Source organism: Streptomyces sp. NPDC006463, from assembly GCF_042870715.1.
In the GTDB taxonomy this organism is placed as follows: Bacteria; Actinomycetota; Actinomycetes; order Streptomycetales; family Streptomycetaceae; genus Streptomyces.
Genome location: NZ_JBIAHP010000008.1, coordinates 290,132 through 316,917, shown reverse-complemented (window position 1 = coordinate 316,917; position 26,786 = coordinate 290,132). Strand labels below are relative to the sequence as shown.

At 75.2% G+C, this 26,786-nt stretch carries 15 protein-coding genes; 1 reads left to right on the top strand and 14 read right to left on the bottom strand.

Annotated elements, in window-relative coordinates:
* Positions 1-27 precede the first annotated feature (27 nt).
* The 13 genes from glyA to ACFYOB_RS17390 form a co-directional block, all read right to left on the bottom strand.
* Positions 28-1,392, bottom strand: coding sequence for a serine hydroxymethyltransferase (gene glyA / locus ACFYOB_RS17450; protein ID WP_388560691.1), 1,365 nt, complete (start codon positions 1,390-1,392; stop codon positions 28-30).
* Complete coding sequence (locus ACFYOB_RS17445; RefSeq protein WP_388560689.1) at positions 1,389-4,631, bottom strand: amino acid adenylation domain-containing protein; 3,243 nt, start codon at positions 4,629-4,631, stop codon at positions 1,389-1,391. The genes glyA and ACFYOB_RS17445 overlap by 4 nt, the downstream gene beginning before the upstream one ends.
* An 89-nt stretch (positions 4,632-4,720) precedes the next feature.
* Positions 4,721-6,076, bottom strand: a complete 1,356-nt coding sequence (locus tag ACFYOB_RS17440) for a cysteate synthase (RefSeq protein ID WP_388560687.1) — start codon at positions 6,074-6,076, stop codon at positions 4,721-4,723.
* On the bottom strand, positions 6,073-11,511 hold the full coding sequence (locus tag ACFYOB_RS17435) for an amino acid adenylation domain-containing protein (protein ID WP_388560686.1): 5,439 nt from the start codon (positions 11,509-11,511) through the stop codon (positions 6,073-6,075). The genes ACFYOB_RS17440 and ACFYOB_RS17435 overlap by 4 nt, the downstream gene beginning before the upstream one ends.
* 82 nt (positions 11,512-11,593) lie before the next feature.
* Positions 11,594-11,830 carry an MbtH family protein gene (locus ACFYOB_RS17430; RefSeq protein ID WP_388560684.1) on the bottom strand — a complete coding sequence of 79 codons (237 nt, stop codon included), beginning with the start codon at positions 11,828-11,830 and terminating at the stop codon, positions 11,594-11,596.
* A gap of 299 nt (positions 11,831-12,129) precedes the next feature.
* Positions 12,130-13,368 carry a hypothetical protein gene (locus ACFYOB_RS17425; protein WP_388560682.1) on the bottom strand — a complete coding sequence of 413 codons (1,239 nt, stop codon included), beginning with the start codon at positions 13,366-13,368 and terminating at the stop codon, positions 12,130-12,132.
* Positions 13,369-13,547: 179 nt separating this feature from the next.
* Entirely contained in the window at positions 13,548-14,570 is a 1,023-nt protein-coding gene (locus tag ACFYOB_RS17420) for a TauD/TfdA family dioxygenase (RefSeq protein ID WP_388560737.1), read from the bottom strand.
* Between the two features lie 29 nt (positions 14,571-14,599).
* Positions 14,600-14,869, bottom strand: a complete 270-nt coding sequence (locus ACFYOB_RS17415) for a phosphopantetheine-binding protein (protein ID WP_388560680.1) — start codon at positions 14,867-14,869, stop codon at positions 14,600-14,602.
* Positions 14,870-14,874: 5 nt separating this feature from the next.
* On the bottom strand, positions 14,875-16,284 hold the full coding sequence (locus ACFYOB_RS17410; protein ID WP_388560678.1) for a type III PLP-dependent enzyme: 1,410 nt from the start codon (positions 16,282-16,284) through the stop codon (positions 14,875-14,877).
* Complete coding sequence (locus ACFYOB_RS17405) at positions 16,274-17,860, bottom strand: class I adenylate-forming enzyme family protein (protein ID WP_388560676.1); 1,587 nt, start codon at positions 17,858-17,860, stop codon at positions 16,274-16,276. The genes ACFYOB_RS17410 and ACFYOB_RS17405 overlap by 11 nt, the downstream gene beginning before the upstream one ends.
* Entirely contained in the window at positions 17,857-18,951 is a 1,095-nt protein-coding gene (locus ACFYOB_RS17400) for a ketoacyl-ACP synthase III family protein (protein ID WP_388560674.1), read from the bottom strand. The genes ACFYOB_RS17405 and ACFYOB_RS17400 overlap by 4 nt, the downstream gene beginning before the upstream one ends.
* 284 nt (positions 18,952-19,235) lie before the next feature.
* A complete protein-coding gene (locus ACFYOB_RS17395) occupies positions 19,236-21,929 on the bottom strand; it encodes a penicillin acylase family protein (protein WP_388560672.1) in 2,694 nt (897 codons plus the stop codon).
* A gap of 129 nt (positions 21,930-22,058) precedes the next feature.
* Positions 22,059-23,099: a BTAD domain-containing putative transcriptional regulator gene (locus tag ACFYOB_RS17390; RefSeq protein WP_388560671.1), complete on the bottom strand. Its 1,041-nt coding sequence runs from the start codon at positions 23,097-23,099 to the stop codon at positions 22,059-22,061.
* A 361-nt stretch (positions 23,100-23,460) separates the two neighbouring features.
* Between ACFYOB_RS17390 and ACFYOB_RS17385 the strand changes: the two genes are divergently transcribed.
* Positions 23,461-23,640: a hypothetical protein gene (locus tag ACFYOB_RS17385; protein WP_388560669.1), complete on the top strand. Its 180-nt coding sequence runs from the start codon at positions 23,461-23,463 to the stop codon at positions 23,638-23,640.
* 95 nt (positions 23,641-23,735) lie between these two features.
* Here ACFYOB_RS17385 and ACFYOB_RS17380 read toward each other — a convergent pair whose 3' ends face one another.
* Positions 23,736-26,759 carry a BTAD domain-containing putative transcriptional regulator gene (locus ACFYOB_RS17380; protein WP_388560667.1) on the bottom strand — a complete coding sequence of 1,008 codons (3,024 nt, stop codon included), beginning with the start codon at positions 26,757-26,759 and terminating at the stop codon, positions 23,736-23,738.
* Between the last annotated feature and the right edge of the window lie 27 nt (positions 26,760-26,786).

The following is a 26,786-nucleotide window of genomic DNA, read 5'->3' as shown; positions in this document are numbered from 1 at the left end:
CCGGGTGGGTCGGTGGCGTGGAGTGGGTCAGGCCGGCAGGTGGTGCGGCAGCGGGAACTCCCGGCAGAGCCGGGTGACTTCGCCGCGCACCTCGGCGCGTACAGCGGGATCGAGGGTGAACTCGCGCTCGCCTCGGGGCACCACGGCGCTGAGCACCCGGTCGATCAGCGCGGCACACCGGCGCATCTCGGCCGGTCCCATGGCGCGCAGCGCGAGCGTGTTGGTGCCGAAGCGGATGCCGCTGGTGACCCGGGGGCCGTACGGGTCATCCGGTATCCGGTTGCGGTTGACCACGATCCCGCAGTCGGCCAGCGCGGATTCGGCGATCGCGCCGGTCAGGCCGCGGGGGCCGAGGTTCAGGAGCACCATGTGGTTGTCGGTACCGCCGGTGACCAGGGTGTGGCCCAGCCCCGTGAAGGCGTCCGCGAGTTCCCGGGCGTCGGACACCACGCGCCGGGCCAGTGCGCGGAACTCCGGCTGGGCGGCGATGTCGAAGGCGCGCGCCTTGGCCGCGACCGCGCCCAGGTCCGGGGTTCCCTGGAGGAAGGGGAAGGTGCCGTGCGCGATCGCCTGGGCCAGGGTGCGCCGGGTGCCGGGCAGCGGCAGGTCGGCGTCCCGGCCGAGCAGGATCAGGCCGCCGCGCGGCCCGTACAGCTGCTTGTAGGTGCTGGTGGTGGTGGCGTGCGCGTGGTCCACCGGGCTGGGGTGCAGTCCGGCCGCGACCAGGCCGGCGATGTGCGAGATGTCGGCGAGCAGGAAGGCGCCGACCTCGTCGGCGATCCGCCGGAACCTGAGGAAGTCCACGGTGCGCGGGTAGGCGCTGGCGCCGCAGACGATCACCTTGGGCCGGTGTGCGCGGGCCAGTTCGGCGACCTGCTCGTAGTCCAGCATGCCGTCGGCGTCGGTGCCGTAGCCGACCGCGTGGAAGAACCGGCCCGATATCGAGGCCGCGGAGCCGTGGGTGAGGTGCCCGCCCGCGCTCAGCTCCATGCCGAGCAGGGTGTCGCCCGGCTTCATCAGGGTGCACAGCACGATCTGGTTGGCGGTGCTACCCGAGTGCGGCTGTACGTTGGCGTACTGGGCGCCGAACAGCGACCGGGCCCGTGCCACCGCCAGCCGCTCGACCTCGTCGACCAGCTCGCAGCCCGCGTGGTACCGGGCGCCGGGGTAGCCCTCGGTGGTGACGTTGGAGACGGTCGCTCCGGTACAGGCCAGGACCGAGGGGTCGGCGCTGCTGGAGGCGGCCACCATCGCCAGGGTCTCGTTCTGCCGGGCGTGTTCGCGCTCCAGCAGGCCGCAGAGCAGCGGGTCGGCGGCGGCGAGGCGCTGTGCGCCGAGGCCGGCGTAGTCGGCCAGGACGCCGGTGCCCGTGGTCGTGGTGGTGGTGCTCATGCGTTGCTCTCCTCGTGTTCGGCGAGCAGCCCGTGGGCCTCCTCGTCGGTCATCTCCAGCAGTCCGGCCGCGATGCGGGCCACGGCCGCGACGTCGGTGCCCGTCTCGCGCCCCCGGGCGGCCAGCCGCAGCGCCTGCTCGGCGAGGGTGGGCGCCTCGAACAGCTCGCGCAGCGGCAGTTCGACGCCGAAGGTCTCCAGCAGCGCCGAGGCGAGCCGGGTGGCGAGCAGCGAGTGCCCGCCGAGTGCGAAGAAGTCGTCCTCGGCGCCGACCCGGTCGGTCTCCAGCAGCTCGGCCCAGAGCGCGGCGAGCACCAGCTCGGTGTCGTCACGGGGGGCCACGTACGCGGCGGCGTCCCGGTCGGCCCGTCCGTCGGGCTCGGGCAGCGCGGCGCGGTCCACCTTGCCGTTGGGCGACAGCGGCAGCGCGTCCAGCGTCACGAAGGCCGCCGGGACCATGTACTCGGGCAGGTCCGCCTTGAGCAGGGCGCGCAGCTCGGCGACGGACGGGACCTCCCCGGCATCCTCGGCGAGCACGAGGTAGCCGACCAGGAACCGGTCGTCCCCGCTGCCGCGGGCGGTGACCACGGCCCTTTCGATGCCCGGCCGGCGGCGCAGCACGGCCTCGACCTCGTCCAGCTCGATCCGCAGGCCGCGCAGTTTGACCTGGTGGTCCAGCCGCCCGATGAGTTCGATCACCCCGTCGGCGCGGGTGCGGGCCAGGTCGCCGGTGCGGTACAGCCGCGCCCCGGCCGGTACCGGGCCGGTGCCGGCGCCCGGGTGCGGGCGGTAGCGGTCCGCGGTCAGGCCCGGGCGGTGCAGGTAGCCGCGGGTCAGCCCGGTTCCGGCCAGGCAGAGTTCGCCCGGTACCCCGACCGGGGCCGGTTCCAGCGCGGGGGTCAGCACGACGGCCTGCTGGTTCACCATCGGGCGGCCGTACGGGATGCTCGTCCAGGCCGGGTCGGTCTCCGCGACCGGATAGGTGATCGAGTGGATGGACGCCTCGGTGGCGCCACCGAGCGCGATGAAGGCCAGTTCCGGCGCGAGGCGGCGAAAGCGCCCGGGCAGGGCGACGGGGATCCAGTCGCCGCCGAGGAAGGCCGCCTTGAGCCGGGGCAGCCGGACGCCCCGCTCCTCCCCCGCCCGGACGAAGGCGTCGGCCAGGGCCGGGGCCGAGTTCCACACCGTCACCTTGTGGCGGCGCACCAGGTCCACCCAGTGGTGCGGGTCGCGGGCCCGGTCCGGGTGCGGCATGACCACCGCGCCGCCCGCCGCCAGGATGCCGAGCGTCTCGTAGACGAACATGTCGAAGCTGGGGGACGACAGGCCGAGCACCCGGTCGCCGGGCTCGATGCCGTAGGTGCCGTTCAGGTCCAGCAGGTTGTTGACGACGCCCCGGTGCGGGACGGCGATCCCCTTGGGTGTTCCGGTGGAGCCCGAGGTGTAGATGACGTACGCCAGGTGGTCCGGGCCCAGCCCGTCCGGGCGCCGCCGGGCGGCGGGCCATTGCCCGGCGTCCTCCACCTCCAGCAGTTCGGCCCCGACGGACGGCAGCAGCCCGGCCAGGGCCCGCTCGGTGAGGACGACCGGCGGCGCCGCGTCCTGGAGCATGAAGGCCAGCCGCTGCGCCGGGTAGGCCGGATCCAGCGGCAGGTAGGCGCCGCCCGCCTTGAGCACGCCGAGTACGGCGGCCACCAGCGCCGGGCCCTTGGCCAGGCAGAGGCCGACGGTCGTGTCCGGGCCCACGCCCAGTTCGGCCAGCCGTCCGGCGATCCGCTCGGCGAGCGCGTCGAGCTCCGCGTAGCTCAGCTCGCCGGTGGGGCCGACGACGGCCTGTGCCTGAGGGCGCATCGACAGCTGCTCCTCGAAGAGCTCGTGCAGGCAGGCCCCGGCCCCCGGGTACGCGTGGGCCGTGTCGTTCCACTCCGCCAGGGCCTGCCGCCGCTCGGCGCCGGTGAGCATCGGCAGTGCCGACAGCCGGGTGCCGGGGGCGGCGACGGCGGCGGCCAGCAGGGTGTACCAGTGGCCGAGCAGCCGCTCGACCGTGGCCGCGTCGAACAGGTCGCTCGCGTACTCGACGGTGCCGGTGAACACGCCCTCCACTTCGCGCATCTGGAGGTTGAGGTCGATCTGCGCACCGCCGCGCGGCACCTCCCGCACGGTCACCGCCAGGCCGGGCAGCTCGGGTGCGGCCAGCGGCGCGTTCTGCACCAGCAGCAGCGACTGGACCAGCGGGTTGTGGCTGAGTGCCGGGCCCGCCCCCCGCTCCGGGAGCATCCGCTCGAACGGCAGGTCCTGGTGCTCGAAGGCGGCCAGCGAGGCCGAGCGGACCCGGCAGAGCAGCTCGTCGAAGGTCGGGTCACCGGCCAGCGAGGTGCGCACCGGCAGGATGTTGATGAAGCAGCCGATCAGCGCCTCGGTCTCGGACGGGCGCACCGCCGCGCCGGTCCCGACCACGATGTCCTCGCTGCCGCTGTGCCGGGCCAGCACCGCCTGGAAGGCGGCCAGCAGCGCCATGAAGGGGGTGACCCCGGCCCGGCGGCACAGCGCCCGGATCCCGGCCGTCAGCTCCGCCGGGAGTTCCACCGGCAGCGCGGCCCCGCGCAGCGACTGCACGGCCGGGCGCGGCCGGTCGCAGGGCAGCTCCAGCAGCTCGGGCGCACCGGCCAGCGCCTGGTGCCAGTACGCGCGGCCCGTCCCGTCGTCGGCGGCGTGGCACTCACCCTCCCACACCGCGAAGTCGCCGTACTGGATGGGCAGTTCGGGCAGTTCGTGGGAGCGTCCGGCATAGCACTGCGCCAGTTCGGCCAGCAGGATGCCGATCGACCACATGTCGGCGACCAGGTGGTGTGCGGTGACCGCGAGTACGTGGCGCCGCGGCGCCAGCCGGTGCAGCACCGCGCGCAGCAGCGGGCCGCGGGTGAGGTCGAAGGGGCGTGAGGCGTCGGCGGCCAGGACTGTCTCCAGCTCGGCGTCCGCGGTATCGCGGGTCTCCAGCGCGAACGGCGCCGGTTCGCCGACCAGTTGCACCAGCTCGCCGTCCGCCTGCTCGAAGCAGGTGCGCAGCGACTCGTGCCGGTGGACCAGGGCGGTCAGCGCGGCCTGAAGCGCGGCGGTGTCGAGCGCGCCGTCCAGGTGCAGGGCGAACGGCAGGTGGTAGGCGCTGGTGCCGGGGATCAGCCGCTCCACCAGCCAGATCCGGCGCTGGGCCGAGGTGGCGGGAAAGGCGAACTGCTGCATGGTCTGTTCTGCTCTCTGCCGACCGGATGGGGTGGGGGCGAAGTCAGGGACGTGGTCAGGGGCGGGGGCGGGGGCGGGGGCGGGGGCCGTCATGCGCCGGTCACCAGGTAGGCGGCGGCCTCGGCGCCCAGTCCGGGCGGGATCCGCAGGTCGGGGTGGACCGCGGCGGGCGGGTGGGCGGCCGCGCGGCGGGCCCGGCCGCCGCCGGTGACGTGCAGCAGCACGGTCTCCTCGGGCCGGATCCGTCCGGCGGCGACCGCCTGGCGCAGACCGGCCAGGGCCACCGCCGCGGCCGGTTCGATGTCGTTGCCCTCGACCGCGGCGAACAGCCTTCCGGCGGCGGCCGCTTCGGCGTTGTCCACCGCCCGCAGCTCCCCGCCGCTCTCGGTGAGGCTCTCGCGCACCCCGCCGGCCACCGCGTAGGGCGGCTTGCGGGTGGTCAGTTCCCGGGCGTGGACGGCGGCCACCGCCGCCCGCACCTCGGGTCCGGCGCCGATGACCGGCTCCGCCAGGCCGTCCTCCCAGGCGCGGACCATCGGCGCGAACGGGGCGTTCTGGCAGAGCAGCAGCCGCGGCAGCCCGCCGGACGCGGCGCCCGGGCGGTCCGCCACCGGGAAACCGGCCGCCAGCAGCCGCCGGGCCGCCTGGTGCGCGGCGATCGCCCCGGCTCCGCTGCCCACCGCCTGCACGTAGTGGTCGGGCAGCCGGCCGATGGTCTCGGCAGCCGCCAGCAGCGCGGTGCCCAGGCCGTCGCGCCGGGCCACGTTGCGGGTACCGCCCTCGGCCTGGAAGCCGGGCCGGGCGGCGATCGCGTCGGCCAGTTCGATCGCGTCGGTGTAGTCGCCCGCCACCGTCACCAGCCGTACGCAGTCGGCGCGTTCCCCTGCGGCGGCGAGTGCCGGCAGCGCCGAGTCCGGTACCACCAGTACGCAGTCCACCCGCTGCCGCGAGCAGGCCCGCAGGAAGGCCGCGGCGGTGTTCCCGGCCGAGGCGACCACCAGGACCGGCGGGCGCTCGGGCAGCCGGGCCAGCACCGCCTGCGCCTCCAGCTCCTTGAAGCTGCCGGTGTCCAGGGCCGCGCCGCGCTCGGGCCAGTGGCCGCTGAACGCGACCCACAGCTCGGCCAGTCCCAGCTCGCGGCCCAGCCTCTCGGCCCGGTAGGTGGCGCCGATGCCGCCCTCGGGCAGGGCCCGGCCCGCGTTCGGGAGCCAGCAGGCGTAGCGGAACGGGCCGCTGCCCGGGCCGGGCGCGAAGGCGCGGGCGTACTCGGTGCTCAGCAGGCCGGGCCGGTGTGTCCCGGCGCAGTCCAGCCGAAGTCCGTCGTCCTGGTAGCTCTCGCGGCAGACCGGACATCGCAGCAGGTACGGGCGGTCCGCCGGGGCGGCGCCGGGGCCGGTCACCGGCCGGCCGGCCGGCGCGGCCGGGAGGTACGGGGCGGAGGTCATCGTGCTTCCCCCTCGGCGGCCGCACCGGTGAGCACCGGGCGCAGCGCGCCGTCGGACCCGCGGCTGACGGCGTAGCGGGTGCGGTCCACCCGGGCCGGGGCGGGCCGGCCGGCCGGCGCGCCTCCGGGCCGCTGGGCCACCGCGTCGACCAGGGTGGCCACGGCGGCCACCGTGGGCCGGTCGAACAGCTGGTGCAGTTGCGGGGCGGCGCCGAACTCGGCCCTGAGGCGCTCGGCGAAGCGGGCCAGCAGCAGCGAGTGCGCGCCCCGCTCGAAGAGGTCCTCGTGCCGGCCGATCCGCTCGACTCCGAGCAGCTCGGCCAGCAATGCGGCGATCCGCTGCTCGGTCGCCCCGACCGGCTCCTCCACGACGCCCGTCGTGCGGGTGGTCTCCGGCGCGGGCAGCGCCCGCCGGTCCACCTTGGCGTTGGCGGTCAGCGGCAGCTCGTCCAGCGTGACCAGCAGCGAGGGGACCGCATAGCCGGGCAGGGTGCGCCGCAGCAGCTCGCGCAGCTCGGCCGGGGCCGCGTGCGTCCCGTACTGCTCCAGGTACCCGACCAGTCGGGCCCGCGCGCCCTCGCCGTCCACCACGACCGCCGCCCGGCGTACCGAGGGCAGTCGCTCCAGCGCCGTCTCGATCTCGCCGAGTTCGATCCGGTGCCCGTGCAGCTTGACCTGGGTGTCGGCTCGGCCGACGAAGAGCAGCGCGCCGTCCGGCCCGCGCCGCACCAGGTCTCCGGTGCGGTAGAGCCGCGCGCCCGGTGCGCTGCCGAAGGGGTCCGGTACGAAGCGCTCGGCGGTCAGGCCGGGCCGGTCCAGGTAGCCGTGGGCCAGGCCGTCGCCGCCGATCAGCAGCTCGCCGGTGACCCCGGCGGGGACCGGGTGCAGGAACGGATCCACCAGGTAGAGCCGGGTGTTGGCGACCGGCGTGCCCAGCGGCAGTTCCCCGTCGGCCGCGGTCAGCTCGCCGCGCGCCGACCAGACGGTGGTCTCGGTCGGGCCGTAGACCTGCCAGAGCCGCACGCCGCGGGTCAGCAGCTCGGCGGCCTGCTCCACGGGCAGGCGCTCGCCGCCGCACAGCGCGGTCAGCCCGGGGGTGCCCGGCCAGCCCGCGTCCAGCAGCAGCTGCCAGGTCACCGGGGTGGCCTGGAGGTGGCTGATCCCGCCGGCCTCCAGGCAGGCGCGCAGCCGCGAGCCGTCGCCCGCCGTCGCCGCGTCCGCCAGGTGCACGGTCGCGCCGTGGACCAGTGGCAGGAAGTACTCCAGCGCGGCGATGTCGAAGGCCGGCGTGGTGACGGAGAGCCAGCCCGCGCCGGGGGCGAGCGCGAGGTCGCGCTGGAAGGAGGCCAGCAGGTTGGCCAGGGCCCGGTGCGGGACCACCACGCCCTTGGGGCGCCCGGTCGAACCGGAGGTGTGCAGGACGTAGGCCGCTGCCTCCGGGGCGATCGGCGTGTCCGCGTCGCGCCGCGCCTCGCCGATGCTGTCGATCCCCAGCACGGTCCAGTCCCCGGCGGGCACCCGGTCGGCGGGCAGGTCGGTCAGCACCGCGGCGGCGGCGCCGTCGGCCAGCACCAGGGCCAGCCGGTCGGCCGGGTGGCCGGGGTCCAGCGGCAGGTACGCGGCGCCGGACTTGAGCACGCCGAGCAGCGCGGCGAGCAGCCGCGGGGTGCGCGGCAGCAGGACGGCGACGGTGCGGCCGGGGCCGATGCCCATGGCGCGCAGCCGCGCGGCGACCCCGTCGGCCAGCCGGTCCAGGGTTCCGTAGTCCAGCTGCTCGCCGCCTTCGGGCCCCGCGGCGCGGACCGCTACCGCCAGCGGGGTACGGGCGGCCTGGGCCTCGAAGCCGCGCACCACCCCGTCGGCCGGGTCGTAGGCGAGGGCGGTGTCGTTGCCCTCGGCGAGGACGGCCCGGCGCTCGGCCGGGGCCAGCAGCGGCAGTTCGCCGACCGGGCGGGCGGCGTCGGCCGCGATCTCCGCCAGCAGGGTGGCGAAGTGGGCGGCGAAGCGCTCGGCGGTCGCCGGCAGGTAGCGGTCGGTGTCGTAGCGGACCGCACCGGCCAGGCCGGACCCGGCCTCGCCCAGGGTCAGCTGGAGGTCGAACTGGCTGCCGCCGACCGGCAGCGCCAGCGTCGAGCAGTCCAGTGCGCCGAGGTCGAACGGGACGCCGCCTCGGCCGGTGGCCATCGCCACCAGCGCCTCGGCGTGCCGGCCCGGGGCCTGCTGGAGGCTGAACAGGCTGCGTACCAGCGGTCGGCCGCCCTGGTCGCGGTCCGGGCGGATCAGCTCGACCAGTGCCGGGAACGGCACCTCGGCGCCGTCCAGCGCGAGCCGCGCGCCGTCGCGCACCCGGGTCAGCAGGGCGGTGAACGGCTCGGCGGCCTCGATCCGGGTGCGCAGCGGCACCGTGTTGACCAGGCAGCCGACCGTACCGGCGAACGCGGCGTCGTTGCGTCCGTGGGTGGGGGTGCCGACGACCACGTCCGGCTCACCGGTGCTGCGGGCCAGCAGGAGCTGGAAGGCGGCCAGCAGCACCGCGTACAGGGTGCTGCCCTCGCGCCGGGCCAGTGCCGTCAGCGCTTCGGTGGTGGCGGCGTCCACCTCCAGCGGCAGCGACGCGCCGCGCAGCCGCTGGCGCCGGGGCAGCGGCAGGTCGGCGGGGAGCGAGGTACCGGCGCGGACCCCGTCCAGGGCCGTGCGCCACTGGGCCAGTCGGCGCCGGCCGGCCGCGGTGTTCGGCAGGCCGGCCTGCCGGTGGGCGAACGCCGCGAACGGGGCGGCGGTGGCGGTGTTCGCGTCGACGACCGGCTCGCCGCGCAGCGCCGCCGGATAACCGGCGGCCAGCTCGTCCAGCAGCAGCGACAGCGACCACAGGTCGGCCACGAGGTGGTGGGCGGTGAGGACCAGCCGGTGACCGTCCTCGGCGCCCGTGAACAGCCGGGCCCGCAGCAGCGGTCCGGCCTCCAGGTCGAAGGGCTGCTCGGCCGCCTCGGTCAGGCGTGCGGCCAGCTCGGTCGCGCTCCAGCCGGAGGCGTCGACCTGCTCGAAGGCGGGCGGGAGGGCTGCGTGCACCCGCTGAACGGGTCCGGTTGCGGTCCGGGGGAAGGTACTGCGCAGCACGGCGTGCCGCTGGGTCAGGCCCGCCAGGGCGGTGCCCAGGGCGGCCGGGTCGAGTGCGCCGTGCACGCGGAAGGCGGTGGAGACCAGGTAGGCGGGGCTCTCCGGGGCGACCTGGTGCAGGAGCCAGAGGGCGGCCTGGTTCGGGGAGAGCGGGTGGTCGCCGGGCTCGGTGGGCCCGGCCGCCGCGGCCGGTTCGGGTACCCCGGCCGCTTCCTCGAAGCGCTCGGCGAGCAGCCCGGCCAGTCCGGCCAGGTCCAGGACGAGCGCCTCGGTGAGGGCCAGGTCCACGCCCAGTACGGTGTGCAGCTCGTGCCGCAGCCGGACCGCGCCGAGCGAGTCCAGGCCCAGTTCGGCGAGCCGGTGCTCGGGGGCGAGGTCCTCCACGGCCAGTCCGAGCCGGGCGGCGAGCAGCCCGCGCAGCGCGGCCAGCAGCAGTGCCGGGCGCTCGGCCGGGGCGGCCGCCCGCAACGCGGCGGCGTCCAGCGCCATCGGCCGCTCGGCGGCGGCGCCCTGCGGCCGGCCGCTGTGGGCCAGCTCGGTGAGGTCGCCCTCGCGGTAGGAGGCGGCGCACACGTGGCGCTGCACCTTGCCGCTGGATGTGCGCGGCAGCGTCGCGGCGCGGATCAGCACCACCGCGGCCGGTCGTACCCCGTGCGCCTCGGCGACGGCCTCGCGCACCGCGCGGGCCAGCGCGGGCAGGTCGCCGTCCTGGTGGTCCCGGGACACTTCCTGGACGATCACCAGCTCGGCCGCACCGGCCAGTTCGACCTGGACGGCGGCGCCGCAGTTGGCGCGCAGCGCGGGGTGGACGCGGGAGACGGTCTCCTCGATGTCCTGCGGGTAGTGGTTGCGTCCGCGGACGATGATCAGGTCCTTGAGGCGGCCGGTGACGTACAGCTCGCCCTCGTGCAGCAGGCCCAGGTCGCCGGTGCGCAGGAAGGCGGGGCCGGACTCGGCGGCCGGTTCGGCGGTCCCGGCGGTCAGGGCGGTCAGGGCGGAGTTCTCGTCGGTGACGAGACGGGCGCCGAAGGTGGCCGCGCTGTGCTCGGGCCGGTTCCAGTAGCCCTGGGCCACGCTCGGGCCGGAGAGCCAGATCTCGCCGATCGCCCCGGCGGGCACCGGCCGCCGGGTGACCGGGTCGACGATCTCCAGCCGCTGGGAGTCGTCCGGGCGCCCGCTGCTGACCAGCTCGGTGGTCCCGTCCGTTCCCTGCGTCCCGTCCGTCCCCTGCGTCCCGTCCGTCCCGTCGCCGGTTCCGGCGAGCAGCGCGTTCGGGGCCAGGTGACGGGCCGGGGCCGTGCCGTGCGGCTTGCAGGAGACGATCAGCGTGGCCTCCGCCAGCCCGTAGCACGGGGTGAAGGCCTCGGCCCGGAAGCCCGCCGGTGCGTAGGCGGCGGCGAACCGCCGGAAGGTCTCGGCGCGCACCGGCTCGGCCCCGTTGAACGCCACCTCCCAGCTGCTCAGGTCGAGTCCGGCCAGCACCTCGGGGGTGGCCAGGTCGGCGCACAGGTCGTAGGCGAAGTTGGGGCCGCCGCTCACCGTGGCCCGGGTGCGGCTGATCTCGCGCAGCCAGCGCAGCGGGTCCTGCGCGAAGGAGGTGGGGGCCATCAGCGAGCAGGAGCCCGCGTAGTACAGCGGCTGGAGCATGCCGCCGATGAGCCCCATGTCGTGGAAGAGCGGCAGCCAGGACATGCCGCGGGTGCTGCCGGTGGTGCGGAAGGCCCGCTGGATCAGGGCCGAGTTGTGCAACAGGTTGCCGTGCGTCAGCACCACGCCGCGCGGCGCCGAGGTGGAGCCGGAGGTGTACTGGAGGAAGGCCACGGTGTCGGCGCCGACCTGCGGGTGCACCCACTGCGCCGCTTCCGCCTCGGGCACCCGGTCGGTCGCCAGCAGCCGAAGCACGTCCATGACCGCGCCGTCCGGGTCGTCGGGCAGCAGCCGGTCGCGGACGGCGGCGGTGGTCAGCGCCACCGTCGCCCCGCAGTCCGCGACGATGTCGACCAGCCGTTCCAGCGAGCGCGGCCGACGGTTGGGCGGGTACACCGGCACCGCGACGGCCCGGGCGTACAGGCAGCCCACGAAGGAGACCACGTAGTCCAGGCCCGGCGGCTGGAGCAGCATCACCGGACGGTCGGTCAGACCGAGCCGTTGCAGCCGGGCGGCGACGGCCCGGGCCCGCCGGTCGAGCTGTCCGTAGCTCAGCCGCTCGGCCGGTGCGTCCTCCCTTCCGGAGAACTCGAAGGCCGTGCGGTCCGGATCCGCCGCCGCGGTGGCGGCGATCGCCGAGATCCAGTCCTGATGCTCAAGTCGCGGGTCCACGCGTTCTTCCCTCACCGTTCGGTGTCCGATGCCCTGTTCCTGCTGCCGCCGTCGGCGACCGGTTTCGTTCGGGTGCTCGCGCTCAGCCCGCGGCCGGCAGCGCGGCGGCCTCGGCTGCCTGCTGCTCCATGGCCAGGCGCAGGCTCAGCGGCCGCATGTCGGTCCACACCTCGTCGATGTGGGCCAGGCAGTGCGCCTTCTCGCCCCGGGTGCCCTCGGCATGCCAGCCGGCCGGCAGCTCCCGGTCGGCCGGCCAGATCGAGTACTGCTCCTCGTCGTTGACGACGACCTGGTAGACGGTGGTGTCCTCGCTGCTCATCAGTGCGCTCCGATTCGTTGGATGGGTTTGCGTCGGCGGGGTCCGTGCCGCCGCCCGGTGCGGGCCGTACGGGCCTGCCGTTCTGTCTTCGATGCTGTCGTTGCGCCCTGACCGCGCCCTTGGCCCCACCTGACCGGGATCTGGACCGGTCCTGGGTCTGCCCTGGGTCTGTCCTGGCCCCGGCCTGGGTGATCGCGGATGCCCTTCCGGCGGCTTCCCGGCGCCGGACCGGGCCCGGGCTGACGGCTCGCTGACCGCTCACTGAACGCCGGCTGAAGGCCTCGGCGGGCAGGGCGGACTCAGCCGAGGGCGGGGAACAGCCGGGCCTCGGCGGCCTCGCGGAGGTAGGAGGCACCGGCGGTTCCGCCGGTACCGCGCACCTTGCCGATCACCTTCATCGTGATGCCCCAGTGGGTGCGCTTCATCGCACCCCAGGCGGTGTCCAACTCGCGCATGACCGACTGGAGTTCGTACTGATGGACGGAGCTGCTCAGCAGCGCGCTGTGCAGTTCCGGGCAGGAGCGTTCGACCGTCCGGTAGGCCCTGGACTGGACCGCGCTGCGGCCGTCGGTGTTGGCCCGGATCACCGCGAAGGCGTCCTTGGGCATGGTGGTCAGCACCCGGAACACCCCAGAGGTCCCGGCCACGTGCCGGGTCGCGCCCTCCAGCAGTTCCCGCGCCCGGTCGGCCCGGCCGGCGGCCACCGCCTCGGTGGCGGCCTGTATGGACCGGCCGACGGCGGCGAAGACGGCCTCGAAGATCTGGATGACCCGGATGAACATCTGCTCGTCGTGGCTCCGGGTGGTCGGCGTCAGCGTCAGCTCCACCGCCCGCAGCACCCCGGACGACGCCGCGTCCCGCGCCGCCGCGACCGCGGCGGCGCAGGCCCGGACCAGGTCGGCCGTGTCGTCCTGGGCGGTATGCGGCGCGCCCTTCGATTCGCGCCCGGCCGGCAGCCCGGCCGACGCCGTGAGGGCGCGGAGGGCGGCCCGGGTACGGGCGAGTCCGGCAGGGGCTCCGGCCAGGGTGGCGGCCTCGGTGGCCACCAGGTCGGCGAGCAGGGCGGTGATCACCTCCTCCGTGCGCGCACCGGTCCTGGCCAGCGAGGCGTACACCGGGCTGCCCAGGTAGCTGTCGTAGTCGCCCTGCGTGCCGTCCACCACCTGGGGCAGCCAGTCCGTGAGCAGCCGCGCGGCCGGTCCGGCCGTCTCGGCGGGTGCCGACAGCGCCGGGCCGACCGCGCGCAGGGCCGTCAGCAGCTCCGCGCCGACCGCGTTCTTGCCGACGGTCCGGTAGTGGCCGAGGACCGCACGGTACGGGAACCGGGCGGCGTCCCGGCCGTCGGCCCGCCAGCACTCCAGTTCGCGCAGCGCGCGGCGCGGATCCAGGTCGGCCGGGTCGGGCCGGGCGGCGGCCATGCTCGGCCCGCCGACACCGGGCGCGTGGGCCGGGTCGACGGCGGGCGCGGGTGCGGCCTTGGCCGTGGGGGCGGTGGGGACGGGCCCGACGGCGGCGGCCGGGGAGAGGACGGTGGTCACGGGGTAGCTCCGTTCGGTGGGCGGCCGGGCCGGGAACGGCCCGGTGCGGCAGGGGGCTGCGGGGCAGCGGCCTGCGGGGCTGGTGGCGCGCGGCACGGGGGCGCGCGGGCGAGACGGCGCAGCCTGGCCGGCGCGGGCCCCGGAGGGCCGCGCCGGCCAGGCTGCGGGGGTGTGGTGGATCAGGCGCGCTGCCCGGCCGGGTCGGCCAGCACATAGCCGTCGCCCGCCCGGTGGGCGCGCGAGCGGCGAAGATCGGCGAGGACGAAGGTGCGCTGCAGCCAGCGGTCGGTGCCGTCGAAGCGCGGGCTGAACGCGGTGCGCCCGTGCACGGTGATCCGGTTGTCGACGACGGCGAGGTCGCCGGGCTCCAGCCGGGCGGTCCGGGCGGTGCGTTCGAAGAGGAGCTGGAGTTCCACGAGTGCGGCCGCGGCCCGCTCGGTGAGCGGCTCCGTGGCGGCCATGTCCACCCGCAGGTCCGGGTCCTCGTACGCGCCGGTGAGCACCGCGTGCGGCTCGGCGGGGCCGTCGGCCGCGCCGAACGACGGCGGCGGCGCGGTGCGGAACTCCGGCCGGTGCAGCGCCGCCCGGGTCTGCTCGTCCATCAGCGGCAGCACCTCGCGCACGCAGGAGGTGCGCAGTCCGGCCAGCCCGTCCGGGTCGGCGCGCAGGCACAGCAGCATGACGAAGTCCGGCCGGTGCGGGTGGAAGGCGTTCTCGTTGTGGAAGGTGAGCAGCACCGAGCCCGCGTTGCCCTGGAACTCCTCGCGTCCGGGCACCGGGACGACGTCCTGTACCAGCGCACCGGTCTTCTCGGGGCGGAATGCGGCGGGGTCGCCGAGCCCGCACGCGGCGAGCACCAGCACCGAGGCCGGTACGGTGGCGGTGCGCTGCACCGAGCCGTCGGTCAGCGGGGTGCCGCCCAGCGCGGGCCCGGCGACCGGCAGTCCGCGCACCAGCAGGGCGCCGCCCGGTCCGGGGTCCCGGCGGAAGGCGCGCAGGGCACGGCGCAGCCGGGCCGGCAGTTCCTCCCAGTCGTCGCGGACCGAGGCCACCCAGGCGGGCTCGTCGACCCGGGCCCCTTCCGGCCCGCCGCAGAGCCGTGCGGCGACCCGTTGGACGGCGGCCGTCTCGGCCCCGGTCAGCACCAGGCCCGGCGCCGATACTTCTACTTCGATGTCCAGTGATACCGGCACGGATGCCAGCCTTTCTCTCAGCGGTGGGGGGGCCGGTGTCAGTGCGGTGTGGCCGGGTCCAGCTGCCGGGCGACGACCGCCCACAGGCTGCCGACGGTCTCGAAGGCCTCCGGGCCCAGCTCCTCGTCGGGGATGGCCACCCGGTAGGCCTCCTCCAGCTGCACCAGCAGCTCGACGACGGCCATCGAATCCAGCCCGGCGGCCCGCAGCCCGCAGTCGGCGGACAGCGGCCGCTGCTCCGCGAGCCGGGGCAGCAGCTCGGCCAGGACGGTCTCGTAACGGTCGTCCCAACAGTGGTGTGTGGTCACGCTGTTCAGCTCCCTGAGGTGCGACCGGTGAGGTCGCGGTGGTGGTCGGTCCGGTGGTGGGTCGGGGGGTCGGTCTGGTGGTCGGTGCGGCGGTCGCTCCGGGGGTCGCCGTGGTCGTCGGGCAGCGGCTCGCGTACGAGGGCCAGCCGGTCGGCGCCGACCACCCGGCCGTCCCGGACGGTGACCTCGGCGGGGGCCGGGCGGCTGAGGAAGCCGAGCAGGCTCGCGGTGGCGCCGTACGCACCGACGTTGGGCACGGCCAGCAGCTCGCCGGGCCGCGGCGGTACGGCCTCGGTGGCCCGGCGGATCACGTCGGCGGGGGTGCAGAGCGGCCCGACCAGGGCCACCCGGCGGGTCGCGGCCTCCTCCGCTTCGGGCCCGGGGTCCGTGAGGTGCAGCGGTTCGGCGCGCAGCGAGGGCAGGCGGCCCACCCCTGAGAGCCCGCCCAGGTGGTTGATCCCGCTGTCCAGCACGCCGTACGTGGTCCCGCGGCTCTCCTTGACCTCGGTCACGGTGCAGACCAGCCGCCCGCTGTCACCGACCAGGTACCGGCCGGACTCGAAGGCCAGCTCCAACCGCCCCTGCCAGCCCGGCAGATGCTCGTCCAGCGCGGCCTCCAGCGGTGCGCGCAGGGCGTGGTAGAGCGGCCGTTCACCCGGCGCCGCGTACGGGCAGGCGAAGCCGCCGCCGAGGTCGAGCATGCGCAGCGGCCGGCCCCAGTGGGCCTCCAGTGCGGCGGCGGTACGGATCGAAGCGACGGCTTCGGCGAGCAGCCCCTGCGGGTCGACGGCGTTGGTCAGCGGGAAGAAGTGCAGCCCCCACAGCTCCGTTCCCTCCACGGTGAATTCGTCGAGGCCCGGCAGGCCGTCCACGATGTCGTGGCCGAACTGCGAGGCCCCGCCGGTCATCCGCAGTCCGACGCCCGCTCCCGCGCCCGCGCCGTTGATCCGCAGCAGGATGCGCGCGGTCGAGCCACTGGCCCGGGCCTCGGCGCCGACCCGGCGCAGATCGGCGGGCGACTCGACCGAAAAGGTGCGCACCCCTGCGGCCAGCGCCTCGCGCAGCTCCCGGGCGGTCTTGCCGGGGCCGCCGTAGAGGCAGTCGGCGCCGTCAAAACCCGCTGCCAGCGCGGCGGCGAGCTCACCGGTGGAGCAGATCTCCGGGCGGCAGCCGGCCAGGCGCAGGGCGCGGACCAGCCCGGGGTGCGGGTTCGCCTTGAGGGAGTAGTAGAGGTGGGAGCGCTCGGGCAGGGCCGCACGCAGGTCGGCGGCGGCCCGCTCGGCCCGGGCCAGGTCGTACACGTACAGCGGGCTGCCGTAGCGGCGCACCAGCTCGGCGGCCAGCAGGTCCTCGGGAGGCGGCGGCACCGGGGCGGGAGTCCGTGCCGGTGCGGTGGGGGGCGGGTCAGTGCGCATCGGTCTCCAGCGCCTTCCGGTCGGTCTTGCCATTGGGGGTGAGCGGCATCCGGGCGAGGACCCGGCAGCCGGCGGGTACCTTCGCCGCTTCCAGCCGTTGTTCCAGGCCCTCGATCACCCGGCGCGCGGTCAGCCCGTCCTCGCCGGTGACGACCAGGCGCAGGTCGAGCCCGTCCCGGGGCGGCAGCGCGGCGGCCGCCCGTACGCCGGGCACGTCCAGTGCGGCGGCCTCGATCTCCGGGGTGCTCATCCGGACGCCGCGCCGCTTGAACTGGTCGTCGAGGCGACCGCTGATGTAGAGGTGTCCGTCCGCGTCCAGCCGGCCGTGGTCGCCGGTGTGCAGCCGGATCCGTCCGGTGTGCGGGTCCGGGCGGTAGCGCCGGGCGGTCAGTTCGGGCGCGTTCCAGTAGCCGGTCATCACGTGCGGGCCGCCGACGACGATCTCGCCGAGCTCGCCCGGCGGCACTGCGCGGCCCTGCTCGTCGAGCACCTCGACCGTGGTGCCGTCCAGGGGCAGGCCCACCGACCCGGGGCGCTCGCGGTCGGCGTCCGGTTCCGCGATCGTGACCCGCTTGCACTCGGTGATTCCGTACATCGCCACCACGGCCGCGCCCGGGAACCCGGAGCGCAGCGCCGCGACGGTCGAACCGGCCAGTGCGGCGCCGGTGTTGGTGAACAGCCGCACGTGCTCGGGTGGCGCGGCGCGGGCAGCGAGGCGGCACAGCATCTCGGCCAGCGAGGGCACCACCGGCACCACGGTGACCCGGCACTCGCGCAGCACGGTCAGCACGCGCACCGGCGCGGCCGCGTCCGCCAGCACCACTTCGGAGCCGCCGATCGCGGCCAGCAGGAGCTGGTAGAGGCCGTAGTCGAAGGAGAGCGGCAGCGCGGCGAGCACCACGTCCTGCGGCCGGTAGTCGAGCCGGCGGGCGATCGCGCGGGCGGCGAAGACCACTTGGCGGTGGGTGCAGACCACACCCTTGGGGGCGGAGGTGCTGCCGGAGGTGTAGATCAGCTGGGCGATCGCGTCGGCGTCCGGGCGGCCGGGGCCGGGGCCCGGGACCGTGTTCGTATCCACGTACGCGTCCACGTCGGTGCCCACGTGCGGGGCGGGCCGGTCGAGGAGTTCGGCGGGCGTGACGGGACGGGCGCCGCAGGCGGCGACCGCCTCGCGGACCGGCTCCGCCTCGGACGGGTCGAGCACGACCACCGCGGGAGCGGCGTCCGCCAGCACTCCGTGCAGCACGAAGGCCTTCAGCTCCGGGTTCAGCGGCACCGCGACGGCCCCGGCACGCAGTACGCCGTAGTACAGCGCGACGAACTCCCGCCGGTTGCCGAGCCGCAGGACCACCCTGTCACCCGGCGCGACGCCCTGGGACCCGCGCAGCCGGGCGGCCACCGTCCGGCTGGCGTCGGCCAGTTCGGCGTAGCTCCAGGCACCGGAGGCGTCCCGGACCGCGGTCGCGGCGGGATGGGCGGCCGCGGCCGCGTCCAGCAGGTCTATGACGAGGGTGCCGTCGTCCGCCGCGGCCCCGGGGAGGGCGTCGTACGGTCCCGTCGGGGTCGCGGTGCTCATGCGCACCCGCCCGAGGCGTCGGTGATCTCGACGACCGCGCTGGTGCAGCTGTAGCCGGTGCCGCCGCCGACCAGCAGCACCCGGTCTCCCTCGCCGACCTCGCCCGTCTCCAGCAGCTCGTTCAGTCCGGCGAAGTGGTCCCCCGCGCCCAGGTGGCCCACCTCACGGCAGAACTCCCAGTTGGAGAGCTTCTCCTCGACGCCCAGCTGGTGTTCCAGCTGCCAGTGCATCCGCTGGTGTCCGGTGGCGTTGAGCACCACCCGGTCGATCTGTTCCATCGGTGTGTCGGCATCGGCCAGCGCGACCCGGATCGACTCGGCCGCCACCTCGGCGGTGCGCAGCGTCGCTGCCCGCATGTTGCGTTGTGCGCGGAAGTACTCCTCTGCCCGCGCCCCCAGGTCCACCGGCCTGGCCTCCAGCTCCGGCCCGGAACGGAATCCGGCGCCCCGGGCCAGGCCCTCCAGCGAGTTGTCCACCCGGGTCGCGGTGGCCAGCAGGCGGCCGGTCGCTCCCTCGGGGGAGGAGCTCAGCACCAGCGCGGTGCCACCGTCGCCGTAGACCATGCCCCGTTCGGCCCGCCAGCGGTCGAAGGCGGGGGGAGCGAAGCGGTCGGCCGTGGTCAGCAGCACTGCCTCGCCCTCGCCGGACCCGCCGGACCCGCCGGACCCGCGGGACGCGCGGGACCCTCCGGACCGGAGCTGCCGGGCCGCCAGCTCCAGTCCGGCCAGTCCCGCGTTGCACTGCTGCAACAGGTCGAAGGCGGGCACCGCCGAGCCGACCGTGTGCTGTGCCACGTATGCGGCGGACGGCCACAGCTCGGCACCCTGGAACCACAGATAGCTGTGGAACACGGCGGCGACCCGCTCCGCGGCCCGGCCGGACCGGCGCAGCGCGGTACGGGCCGCGCGGACCGCCATCTCCGGCGCGGACAGATCGTCCGGCCCGTCGGCCGCGGCCGAGCTGACCGAGTGGATCTGGTTGACGGCGTGTTCCCCGGCGTCGTACGCACCGGCCGCGACCGCCGCCACGGCGTTCGCGCGGTCGGCCAGCCAGACACCCGTGCCGGCCAGGTACACCTGCTCCCAGCGCATGTCTCTCCGATCTCCGGCCCCGTGGCAGGGCGCCCGGGGCGACTGTCGGTGACGATGCTTCCGTCCGCCGCCTACCGCACGGTTGCCCTCCGCTGACAGCCGGTCGGTGCCGCTCTGTCCGTCGTCTGGCCGGGCACCGCAGCCCGGCTGCCGATCCGCTGACGCGCGACGGGCCGTCGGCGGTGACACCGCCGACGGCCCGCGTGTGCCGGACTGAAGCCCGACTGAAGACCGACTGAAGACCCGGCCGAAGACCCGGTCGGCCGCTTGCTTCCGGAAGGGGCTCAGGGAGTGAGGCGCAGGCGGTCGCGCGCCGCCGTGTCCACCGCTGCCGCTCCGTACGGCCAGGGCAGACTGCCGCCCTTGGCCCACAGCCCGGTCTGGTCGGTGTAGGTGTCCGCACCGGCGTGGCCGGACGCGCCGGTCAGATTGATCCAGCGGGAGCGCTCGAAGTCCGCCAGGTCCACCACCATCCGCATCGAGGGCACCCAGATCACCTCGAAGCCCTTCTGCGGGTCCCAGCCGTTGGCCAGCACCGAATCGGTACCGCCGCCGACCCCGACCGGCTCGGCGTTCAACAGCCACTGCAGCGGGGCCGGGCCGCCGGTGCCCAGGGTCGGGTTCTCCAGCGTCAGGGTGTGCAGGGCGCCCCAGCGCCACTTGTGCGGCTCGTCGCCGAGCCGCTTGCGCAGGTCGGTGGCGGCCCGCTCCATCGCCTGGCGCAGCATCGCGTCACGGCCGTGCACGGAGGGGTCGGTGGCGCTGGTCCACCAGATGCTGTCCGGCTCGCCGAGCAGGCCGCGCACCACGTCGAACCAGCGACCGCCGCCGTCCGGGTAGGCGTAGCCCTTGACTCCGGCCGCGCTCAGCCGGTCGGTGAACGCGCTCTCCAGCAGTTCGCGCCAGACCGCGTTGAAGTAGGCGGCCGGGGCCGAGTCGGCGCCCTGGGTGAAGTCCCAGTCACGCAGCAGGTCCTGGGCCGGTTGGGCCTCGGGGCCGACCCCGACCTGGAGCAGCCGGGGCACCAGGGTGGCGGCGTTGCCGTTCCAGCTGTCCTGGGTGATCCGCTCCATCGCCGCGACGTCCAGCTTCCCGCCCTGCTCGATCAGCTGGGCGATCCGCTGGCTGCGGTAGCCGGTGCCCCAGCTGCTGCCGATCAGGTGCGGGTAACCGGGGCCGACCACCGCGTTGTTGGCGGTGACGATGTAGCCCTCCGGCGGGTTGAAGCTCGTGGGCAGCTGGTCGAAGGGCAGGTAGCCGGTCCAGTCGTAGGCCCCGGTCCAGCCCGGTACCGGGTGGCGGCTGTCACCCGCCTTGCGGACGGGTATGCGGCCCGGCGTCTGGTAGCCGATGTTCCCGGCGGTGTCCGCGTAGATCATGTTCTGCACCGGCGAGGCGAAGACCTCGGCGGCCGCGCGGAACTCGTTCCAGTTCGCGGCCCGGTCCAGGGCGAAGAGGGCGTCCATGGTGGGGGCCGGGTCGAGCGCGGTCCACTGCATCGCCACCGCGTAGTCCTCCTGCGCGCCACGCGGCGGGACGTCGGGCTCCTTGCCGTCGTCGGCCACCTCGTCGGCGGACTTGAGCACGTCGGAGATCAGCGGGCCGTGCAGGGTCGAGCGGACGGTCAGGTCCACCGGAGGGGCGCCCGCCACCTTGATCTGCTCCTGGCGGACGGTCATCGGCCGCTGCTCGCCCTGGTGCTCGTAGGTGGAACCGCTGACCTTCTCGACGAACAGGTCGGAGTCGGCGGCGCCCAGGTCGGTGAAGCCCCAGGAGATGTCGGCGTTGTGGCCGATCACCACGCCCGGCATGCCCGCGAAGGTGAAGCCGCTGACGTCGTAGGGGCAGTCGGGGCTGATCCGGGTGCAGTGCAGACCGACCTGGTACCAGATGCCCGGCAGCGAGGGGGTCAGGTGCGGGTCGTTCTCCAGCAGCGGCTTTCCGGTGGTGGTACGGCTGCCCGCCACCACCCAGGAGTTGGAGCCGATGCCGATGCCCTGCGGGCCGAGGACGGCGGCCAGCACGTTGCGCACCGCCGCACTGTCGGCCAGCGCGGTGGAGGCCGCGGCGGGGACGGCGGGCGCCGCCGGGACCGGGGCAGGGGCCGAAGCCGCCGTTGCGGTCGCGGTGGCGGGTACGGGTGCGGCGGCGGGTGTGCGGTCGGGAACGATAGGCGACCAGCGCTGGAAGTCGTAGCCGGGGAAGAGGTCGTCGGCCGTACCCACGGGCAGCCGGGCCGCCAGCATCGCCTGCTGGAACTGGTCGATCATGCCGGTGTTGAGGTTCCAGGCCATGGTCTTCAGCCAGGACACCGAATCGGCCGGGGTCCACGGCTCGGGCCGGTAGTCTCCGGAGACGAATCCGAGCACCGGATACTCCACCGACAGCTCGGCGCCCTCGTTCCGGGCGAGGTAGGCGTTCACTCCGTCGGAGAAGGCCTGCAGGTACGCCCGGGTCTGCGCCGACAGCATGGTCACCTCCTGCTCGGCCACCCGGTACCAGCCGAACGTGCGCGCCACCTTGTCGGTCTGCACCTGGCCGGGGCCGAACATCTCGGCGAGCCGGCCCGAGGTGACGTGCCGCTGAGTGTCCATCTGCCAGAACCGGTCCTGGGCCTGGGCGTAGCCCTCGGCCATGAACAGGTCGTGCGCGTTGTCGGCGTAGATCTGCGGGATGCCGGAAGCGTCCCGGACGATCCGGGCCTCGCCCCGCAGACCGGGCACGCCGGTGCTGCCGGACAGCTGCGGCAGCGAGCGCTGGACCGTCCAGTACGCGTACCCGGCCAGGCTGCCGGCTGCCAGCAGCACCAGGGCGGTGAGGGCGACCGCGGTGCGCGTGAGGATCCGCCGCAGGCGTCGGCGCCGGGTGCGGGGCGCGGGGGCGGGCGTGCCGGGGTCGGCCGCGGTCACCTCGGCGGCTTCCGGTCCGGGGACCGGGCGGGGATCGTCCGGCGGAGCCGTGTCGGTCTGGACTGTCATGGGGTGGCGCTTCCTTGTCTCGACGGGATTTCGGCCATGGCGAACACCGCCGTGCACGGGCCCGGAGGCGCGGCGCACGGCGGTGGGGCGACGGACGGGTGGGAAGGGAGGACGGTGGGCGGGGGTGGCTCAGCGGGCCATACGGGCCGCACCGTCGGCCCAGGGGCCGTGTCGGCCGTGCTGGCCGCGGGCTGCGGTGCGTGGCGCGGGTGCGGTGAGCGGCGCCGGGTCGACCAGGGTCAGGTGGGGGCGTCCGGGTTCGGGTGTCGCGCCGTACGACGCGGCCGGTACGCCGCCGAGCCCTTCGTGGCCCGGCGCGGCGGCGGCCACATCGGCCGGTGCGAAGCGGGTGAACGGGTCGGGGCGTCCGCCGAGGATCGCCTCCTCTATCCCGCGCAGCTCCGGGCCGGGCAGCAGGCCCAGGTTCTCCATCAGGGTGTGCCGGGCCCGCTGGTAGGCGGCCAGCGCGTCGGCCTGTCGGCTGCCCCGGTAGAGCGCGACCATGAGCAGCGCCCAGAGCCGTTCGCGGTACGGGTGTTCGGCGGTGAGGACGAGCAGGTGCGGCACCAGGCGGGCGTGGCCGCCGAGTTCGAGCGAGAGCTCGGCGTGCTCCTCGACGACCGCCAGCCGCAGCTCCGCGAGCCGGGTGCGTTCGACGTCGAGCAGCGGGCCGGTCACGCCGGTGAGCGCGGGGCCGGGCCAGGAGGCCAGGGCGGCGGCCAGGGTTCGTTCGGCGACGTCGGGTTGCCCGGCCGCCCGCAGCGCCCGGGCGTCGGCCACCGACTGCTCGAACCGGCCGAGGTCGCACTGCTGGGGCGCGATGGAGAGCCGGTAGGAGGCGCCGACCCGGGTGAGCACGCCGCCGGCCGTGCGCGGTGCCCGGTCGGGCTCGAACAGCTTGCGCAGCTTGGAGACGTAGGCCTGCACCAGATTGGCGCCGTCCAGCACGGCGGTGTCGCCCCAGATCCCGTCGATCAGGTGGTCGCGGCCGACGGGCGAACCGGCGCGCAGCAGCAGGACGGCGAGCAGGGCGCGCTGGCGGGGCGCGCCGAGCTGGAGCTCGGCGCCGCCGCGCCAGCCCCGGACCTCGCCCAGCAGTTCGAAGCTGAGGCCGGCCGAGTGCGCGGCAGAGGAGGGGTGCGCGGTCGAAGGAGACGGAAGGGCAGTCATGGCAACCTCCGCTGGCCCGGGTCCATCGTGTGGCGGTTCGGGGGCAGCTGTGGGAGTACGGTGCGTGGTCGGGGTCGGCCGGGGCCGGGTCGGTGCGGTGCGCGGGTCCGGACGGACCGGGTGGTGGGTCCGGCGGGCGGCACCGGCTCAGTGGCCGACCACCGCACGGTCGGAATGCTGCACGGGGCGCATATACGGAGGATCCTCAGGTGCGCCGACAACGGGCGGGGAGCCGGTTATCCCGCATATATCCGTCGTAGAGCGGACTGGACCAGTCTTGTTGTCGAGCAGCCGAAAGATTCACCGTCTTACCGGCTCTCTCCCGTACACAGGCATCGATCCACGAAGCGGACGGCACCCCATGAAGCGATCCATCAAGTCCCTGGTCCTGCGCAAGGCCGCGATCCTCGTCGCCGTCGGCTGCGCCGCCTCGCTGTTCTCCGTGGCCGTCTCCCACCACGACGCTCCGGCGCCGGGGCACACCGTGACCGTCCTCGCCGGTGGCCCGATCGACCCGACCGAGTGGAACAGCCAGGGCTGAACCACAGCCCGCCGCGGGCCCCGGGCGCGGTCATCGACCAGGCCGCCCGGTGCCTCCCGTCGCCGGGCCGCTCGGCCTCTCAGCCGTTCAGCCGTTCAGCCGTTCGCGCCCACGGGCCCGCCGAGCGTCCGCTCCAGGTCCTCGGCCTGGTCCGTGTCGGGCAGCCCGAGGAGGGCGAACATGTCGCGGGCCTGGCGGGCACGGGCCGACGCCGCCGTGCCGTCCCCGGTCTCGGCCAGGGCGCGGGCCAGGGCGAGCAGACAGTGCCCGCGCTCCCGCTGGGAGCCCAGTTCCTCGCTCAAGGCCAGGGCCCGTTCGGCCTCCGCCAGCGCCTCGTCGTACCTGCCCAGGTCCCGCAGGCTGTCGGAGAGCCGGAACCTCGCCTGGGTCTCCCGTCCCCGCAGCCGGGCCGAGGCGCAGACCTCCAGGCAGGCGGTGTAGCTCACGACGGCGTCCGCGTGCCGCCCCAGCTCGTGCAGCGCCATGCCGTGGACGTACCAGGCGTACGAAGTCACGTGCGGGTCCTGCTCGCTGCGCAGCCGGTCCAGGGCGGCCTCGCACACCACCACCGCCTCGGCGGGGCGGCCGCTGCGCAGCCGGGCCTGGGCGGCGTTCAGTTCGGTGGTGAGCTCCCCCGAGCGGTGTCCCAGCCGCCGGGCCAGTTCCAGCGCGCGGTCGTAGAAGTCCACCGCGTCCGTGAAGCGCCGCTGCCACTGCGCGATCAGGCCCCGGTCGTTGAGGATCTGCCGCAGGATGACGTCGTCCCCGGCCCGCCCGCAGGCCTCGGTCGCCAGCCGGGCGTGCAGCTCGGCCTCGGCCAGCCGGGTGTGCTGGAGGGCGGCGTTGCCGCACACGAACCGCGCCCGCGCCTCGGCCTGGTCGTCGCCGCGCGCCGCTGCGGCGTCGGCCACCTTGCGGGCGGCCGTGGCCAGTTGCAGGTACTGGATGTCCTGCCCGAAAGGGCTGAGGGCGACCAGCAGGTCGCCGGCCTTGCGCAGGGTCCGGGTGGGTCCGCCCGGGGAGCTCTGGGCGGCGGCCAGGGCCGCCGCGTTGGCGGCGCAGTCGAATTCCTCGGTCACCCAGGCGCGCGCCTCGGCGAGCGTGGCGAAGCGCGGCCCGGACTCGGGCCTGCCGCCGAGGATCGCGCCGACCGGGTCGCCCGGGACCATCGTCTGGAAGGCCGAACACGATCCGTCCAGCAGGAAGTCGAGGAGCCGCCCCAGTGCCGCGGCCCCTTCGTCGCCGTCGGCCCCCTCTGATCCCGGCTGATCGGACACCACGAGCTGGAGCGCGAAGGAGCGCACCAGGTCGTGGTAGCGGTAGTGGCCGGGCAGCGGCGCCTCCAGCATGGCCGCGTCGACCAGTGCCTCCAGCAGTTCCTCGGCGTCGTACTCGTCCATGCCCAGCGCCGCCGCCGCGGCGGCCGTCCCGATGCCCTGCCGGGTCAACGGCGCGAGCAGCCGGAACGCCCGCGCCTGGGGACGCGTCAGCTGGCGGTAGCCGAGTTCGAAGACGGCCGACACGGCCAGGTCTCCGGCGCGCAGCTCGCCGATGCGCAGCCGTTCGTCGGCGAGGCGGCCGGTCATGGTCGCCACCCGCCACCGGGGCCGGGCCGCCAGCCGCGCCGCCACGATGCGCACGGCGAGCGGGAGGTGGCCGCACAGGGTGACCAGTTCGGCAGCGGCTTCCGGTTCCTCTTCGATGCGGACCGCTCCGACGATCGCCCGCAGCAGGGCGATCGCCTCGGCGGTGTCGAAGACGTCCAGGTCGCTCTGGATGGTGGTGGAGAGCCCGGCGAGCATGGCCCGGCTGGTGACGATCACTCCGCAGTCGGCGGATCCCGGCAGCAGCGGCCTGATCTGAGCGGGGTCGCGGGCGTTGTCCAGTACGACCAGGATGCGGCGCCCGTCGAGGGTCGTACGGAAGAGCAGGGCCCGGTCCTCGGTCGAGGCGGGCATGCTCTGGCCGGGGATGCCCAGCGCGGTGAGGAAGCTGCCCAGGACGGCTCCCGGGTCGGCGGGCTCCATGCCGTTGCCGCGCAGGTCCGCGTAGAGCTGGCCGCCGAGGAAGTCCTGTTTGGCCTGGTGGGCGACCTGGAGGGCGAGGGTGCTCTTGCCGATGCCGCCCATGCCGGTGACGGACACCACCGCGAGGGAGGGGCGGGCGGGGTCGGTGAGGGCCTGGTAGAGGTCCTGGACCTGGTCCTCGCGGCCGGTGAAGTCGGGGATGTCGGCGGGCAGCTGGGCGGGACGGGTGGGCGCGGGTGCTTCCTTGGGCGCCTCGGCGGGCGGTTCCGGTTCCGGTTCGGGCGCGGAGAGGTCGGCCGGCTGGTCCCGTACCTCGGCCAGATGGCCCATCAGGAGCGGGTCGTTCGCGAGGATCCGCTCGTGGAGCGAGTTGAGTTCGGGCCCGGGGTCGATGCCCAGCTCCTCGGCCAGGACCCGGCGGGCCCGGCCGAACACCGCGAGCGCGTCGGCCTGCCGTCCCACCGCGTACAGCGCCCGCATCAGGAAGCCGTACGGCCGCTCCTGGAGCGGTTGCTCGTGCGTGAAGCCGATGAGGTCCGGGATGACGAGCGCGTGCCGCCCCTGCCGCAGGTCGTGCTCGAAGCGCTCCTCGACCAGCGCGAGCCGCAGCGCGGTGAACCGCGAGCGCTGCTGCTCGGCGAACGGTCCCGGCACGCCCGCCAGCGGCTCGCCGCTCCACAGACCGAGGGCCTCGGCGAGCAGCCTGCCGCACTCGTCCTCCCGCCCGGCCGCCCGGGCCCGCGCGGCTCCGGCCGCCAGTTCCTCGGCGTACAGCGCGTCCACCGAGCGGGGCGGGACCAGCAGTTGGTAGCCGTCGCGCAGCGATACGAGGACCTTGGGCGCGGTGCGGTCCTCCTCCACGATCTGGCGCAGCCGCCAGGCGTAGGTGCGCAGGCTCGACAGGGCGGAGTCCGGTGCTTCCTCGCCCCAGATCGAGGCCAGCAGCTCGTGTGCGGGCGCGGCCCGGCCGGCCCGCATGAGCAGCGCGGCCAGCAGCGCCTGCTGCTGCGGCGACCCGGTGGTCAGAACACTTCCGTCCCGGACGACCCGTACGGCTCCGAGCACGGTGAACCGGATGCCGTCGTCCCCCATAAGCCCCGTTTTCCTTCCCCACTGGTC

Excerpts from the sequence above, each read along its gene's own strand:
- glyA (WP_388560691.1), bottom strand. The coding sequence starts at position 1,392 with ATGAGCACCACCACCACGACCACGGGCACCGGCGTCCTGGCCGACTAC.
- ACFYOB_RS17445 (WP_388560689.1), bottom strand. The coding sequence starts at position 4,631 with ATGCAGCAGTTCGCCTTTCCCGCCACCTCGGCCCAGCGCCGGATCTGG.
- ACFYOB_RS17440 (WP_388560687.1), bottom strand. The coding sequence starts at position 6,076 with ATGACCTCCGCCCCGTACCTCCCGGCCGCGCCGGCCGGCCGGCCGGTG.
- ACFYOB_RS17430 (WP_388560684.1), bottom strand. The coding sequence starts at position 11,830 with ATGAGCAGCGAGGACACCACCGTCTACCAGGTCGTCGTCAACGACGAG.
- ACFYOB_RS17410 (WP_388560678.1), bottom strand. The coding sequence starts at position 16,284 with ATGCGCACTGACCCGCCCCCCACCGCACCGGCACGGACTCCCGCCCCG.
- ACFYOB_RS17405 (WP_388560676.1), bottom strand. The coding sequence starts at position 17,860 with ATGAGCACCGCGACCCCGACGGGACCGTACGACGCCCTCCCCGGGGCC.
- ACFYOB_RS17400 (WP_388560674.1), bottom strand. The coding sequence starts at position 18,951 with ATGCGCTGGGAGCAGGTGTACCTGGCCGGCACGGGTGTCTGGCTGGCC.
- ACFYOB_RS17395 (WP_388560672.1), bottom strand. The coding sequence starts at position 21,929 with ATGACAGTCCAGACCGACACGGCTCCGCCGGACGATCCCCGCCCGGTC.
- ACFYOB_RS17390 (WP_388560671.1), bottom strand. The coding sequence starts at position 23,099 with ATGACTGCCCTTCCGTCTCCTTCGACCGCGCACCCCTCCTCTGCCGCG.
- ACFYOB_RS17385 (WP_388560669.1), top strand. The coding sequence starts at position 23,461 with ATGAAGCGATCCATCAAGTCCCTGGTCCTGCGCAAGGCCGCGATCCTC.
- ACFYOB_RS17380 (WP_388560667.1), bottom strand. The coding sequence starts at position 26,759 with ATGGGGGACGACGGCATCCGGTTCACCGTGCTCGGAGCCGTACGGGTC.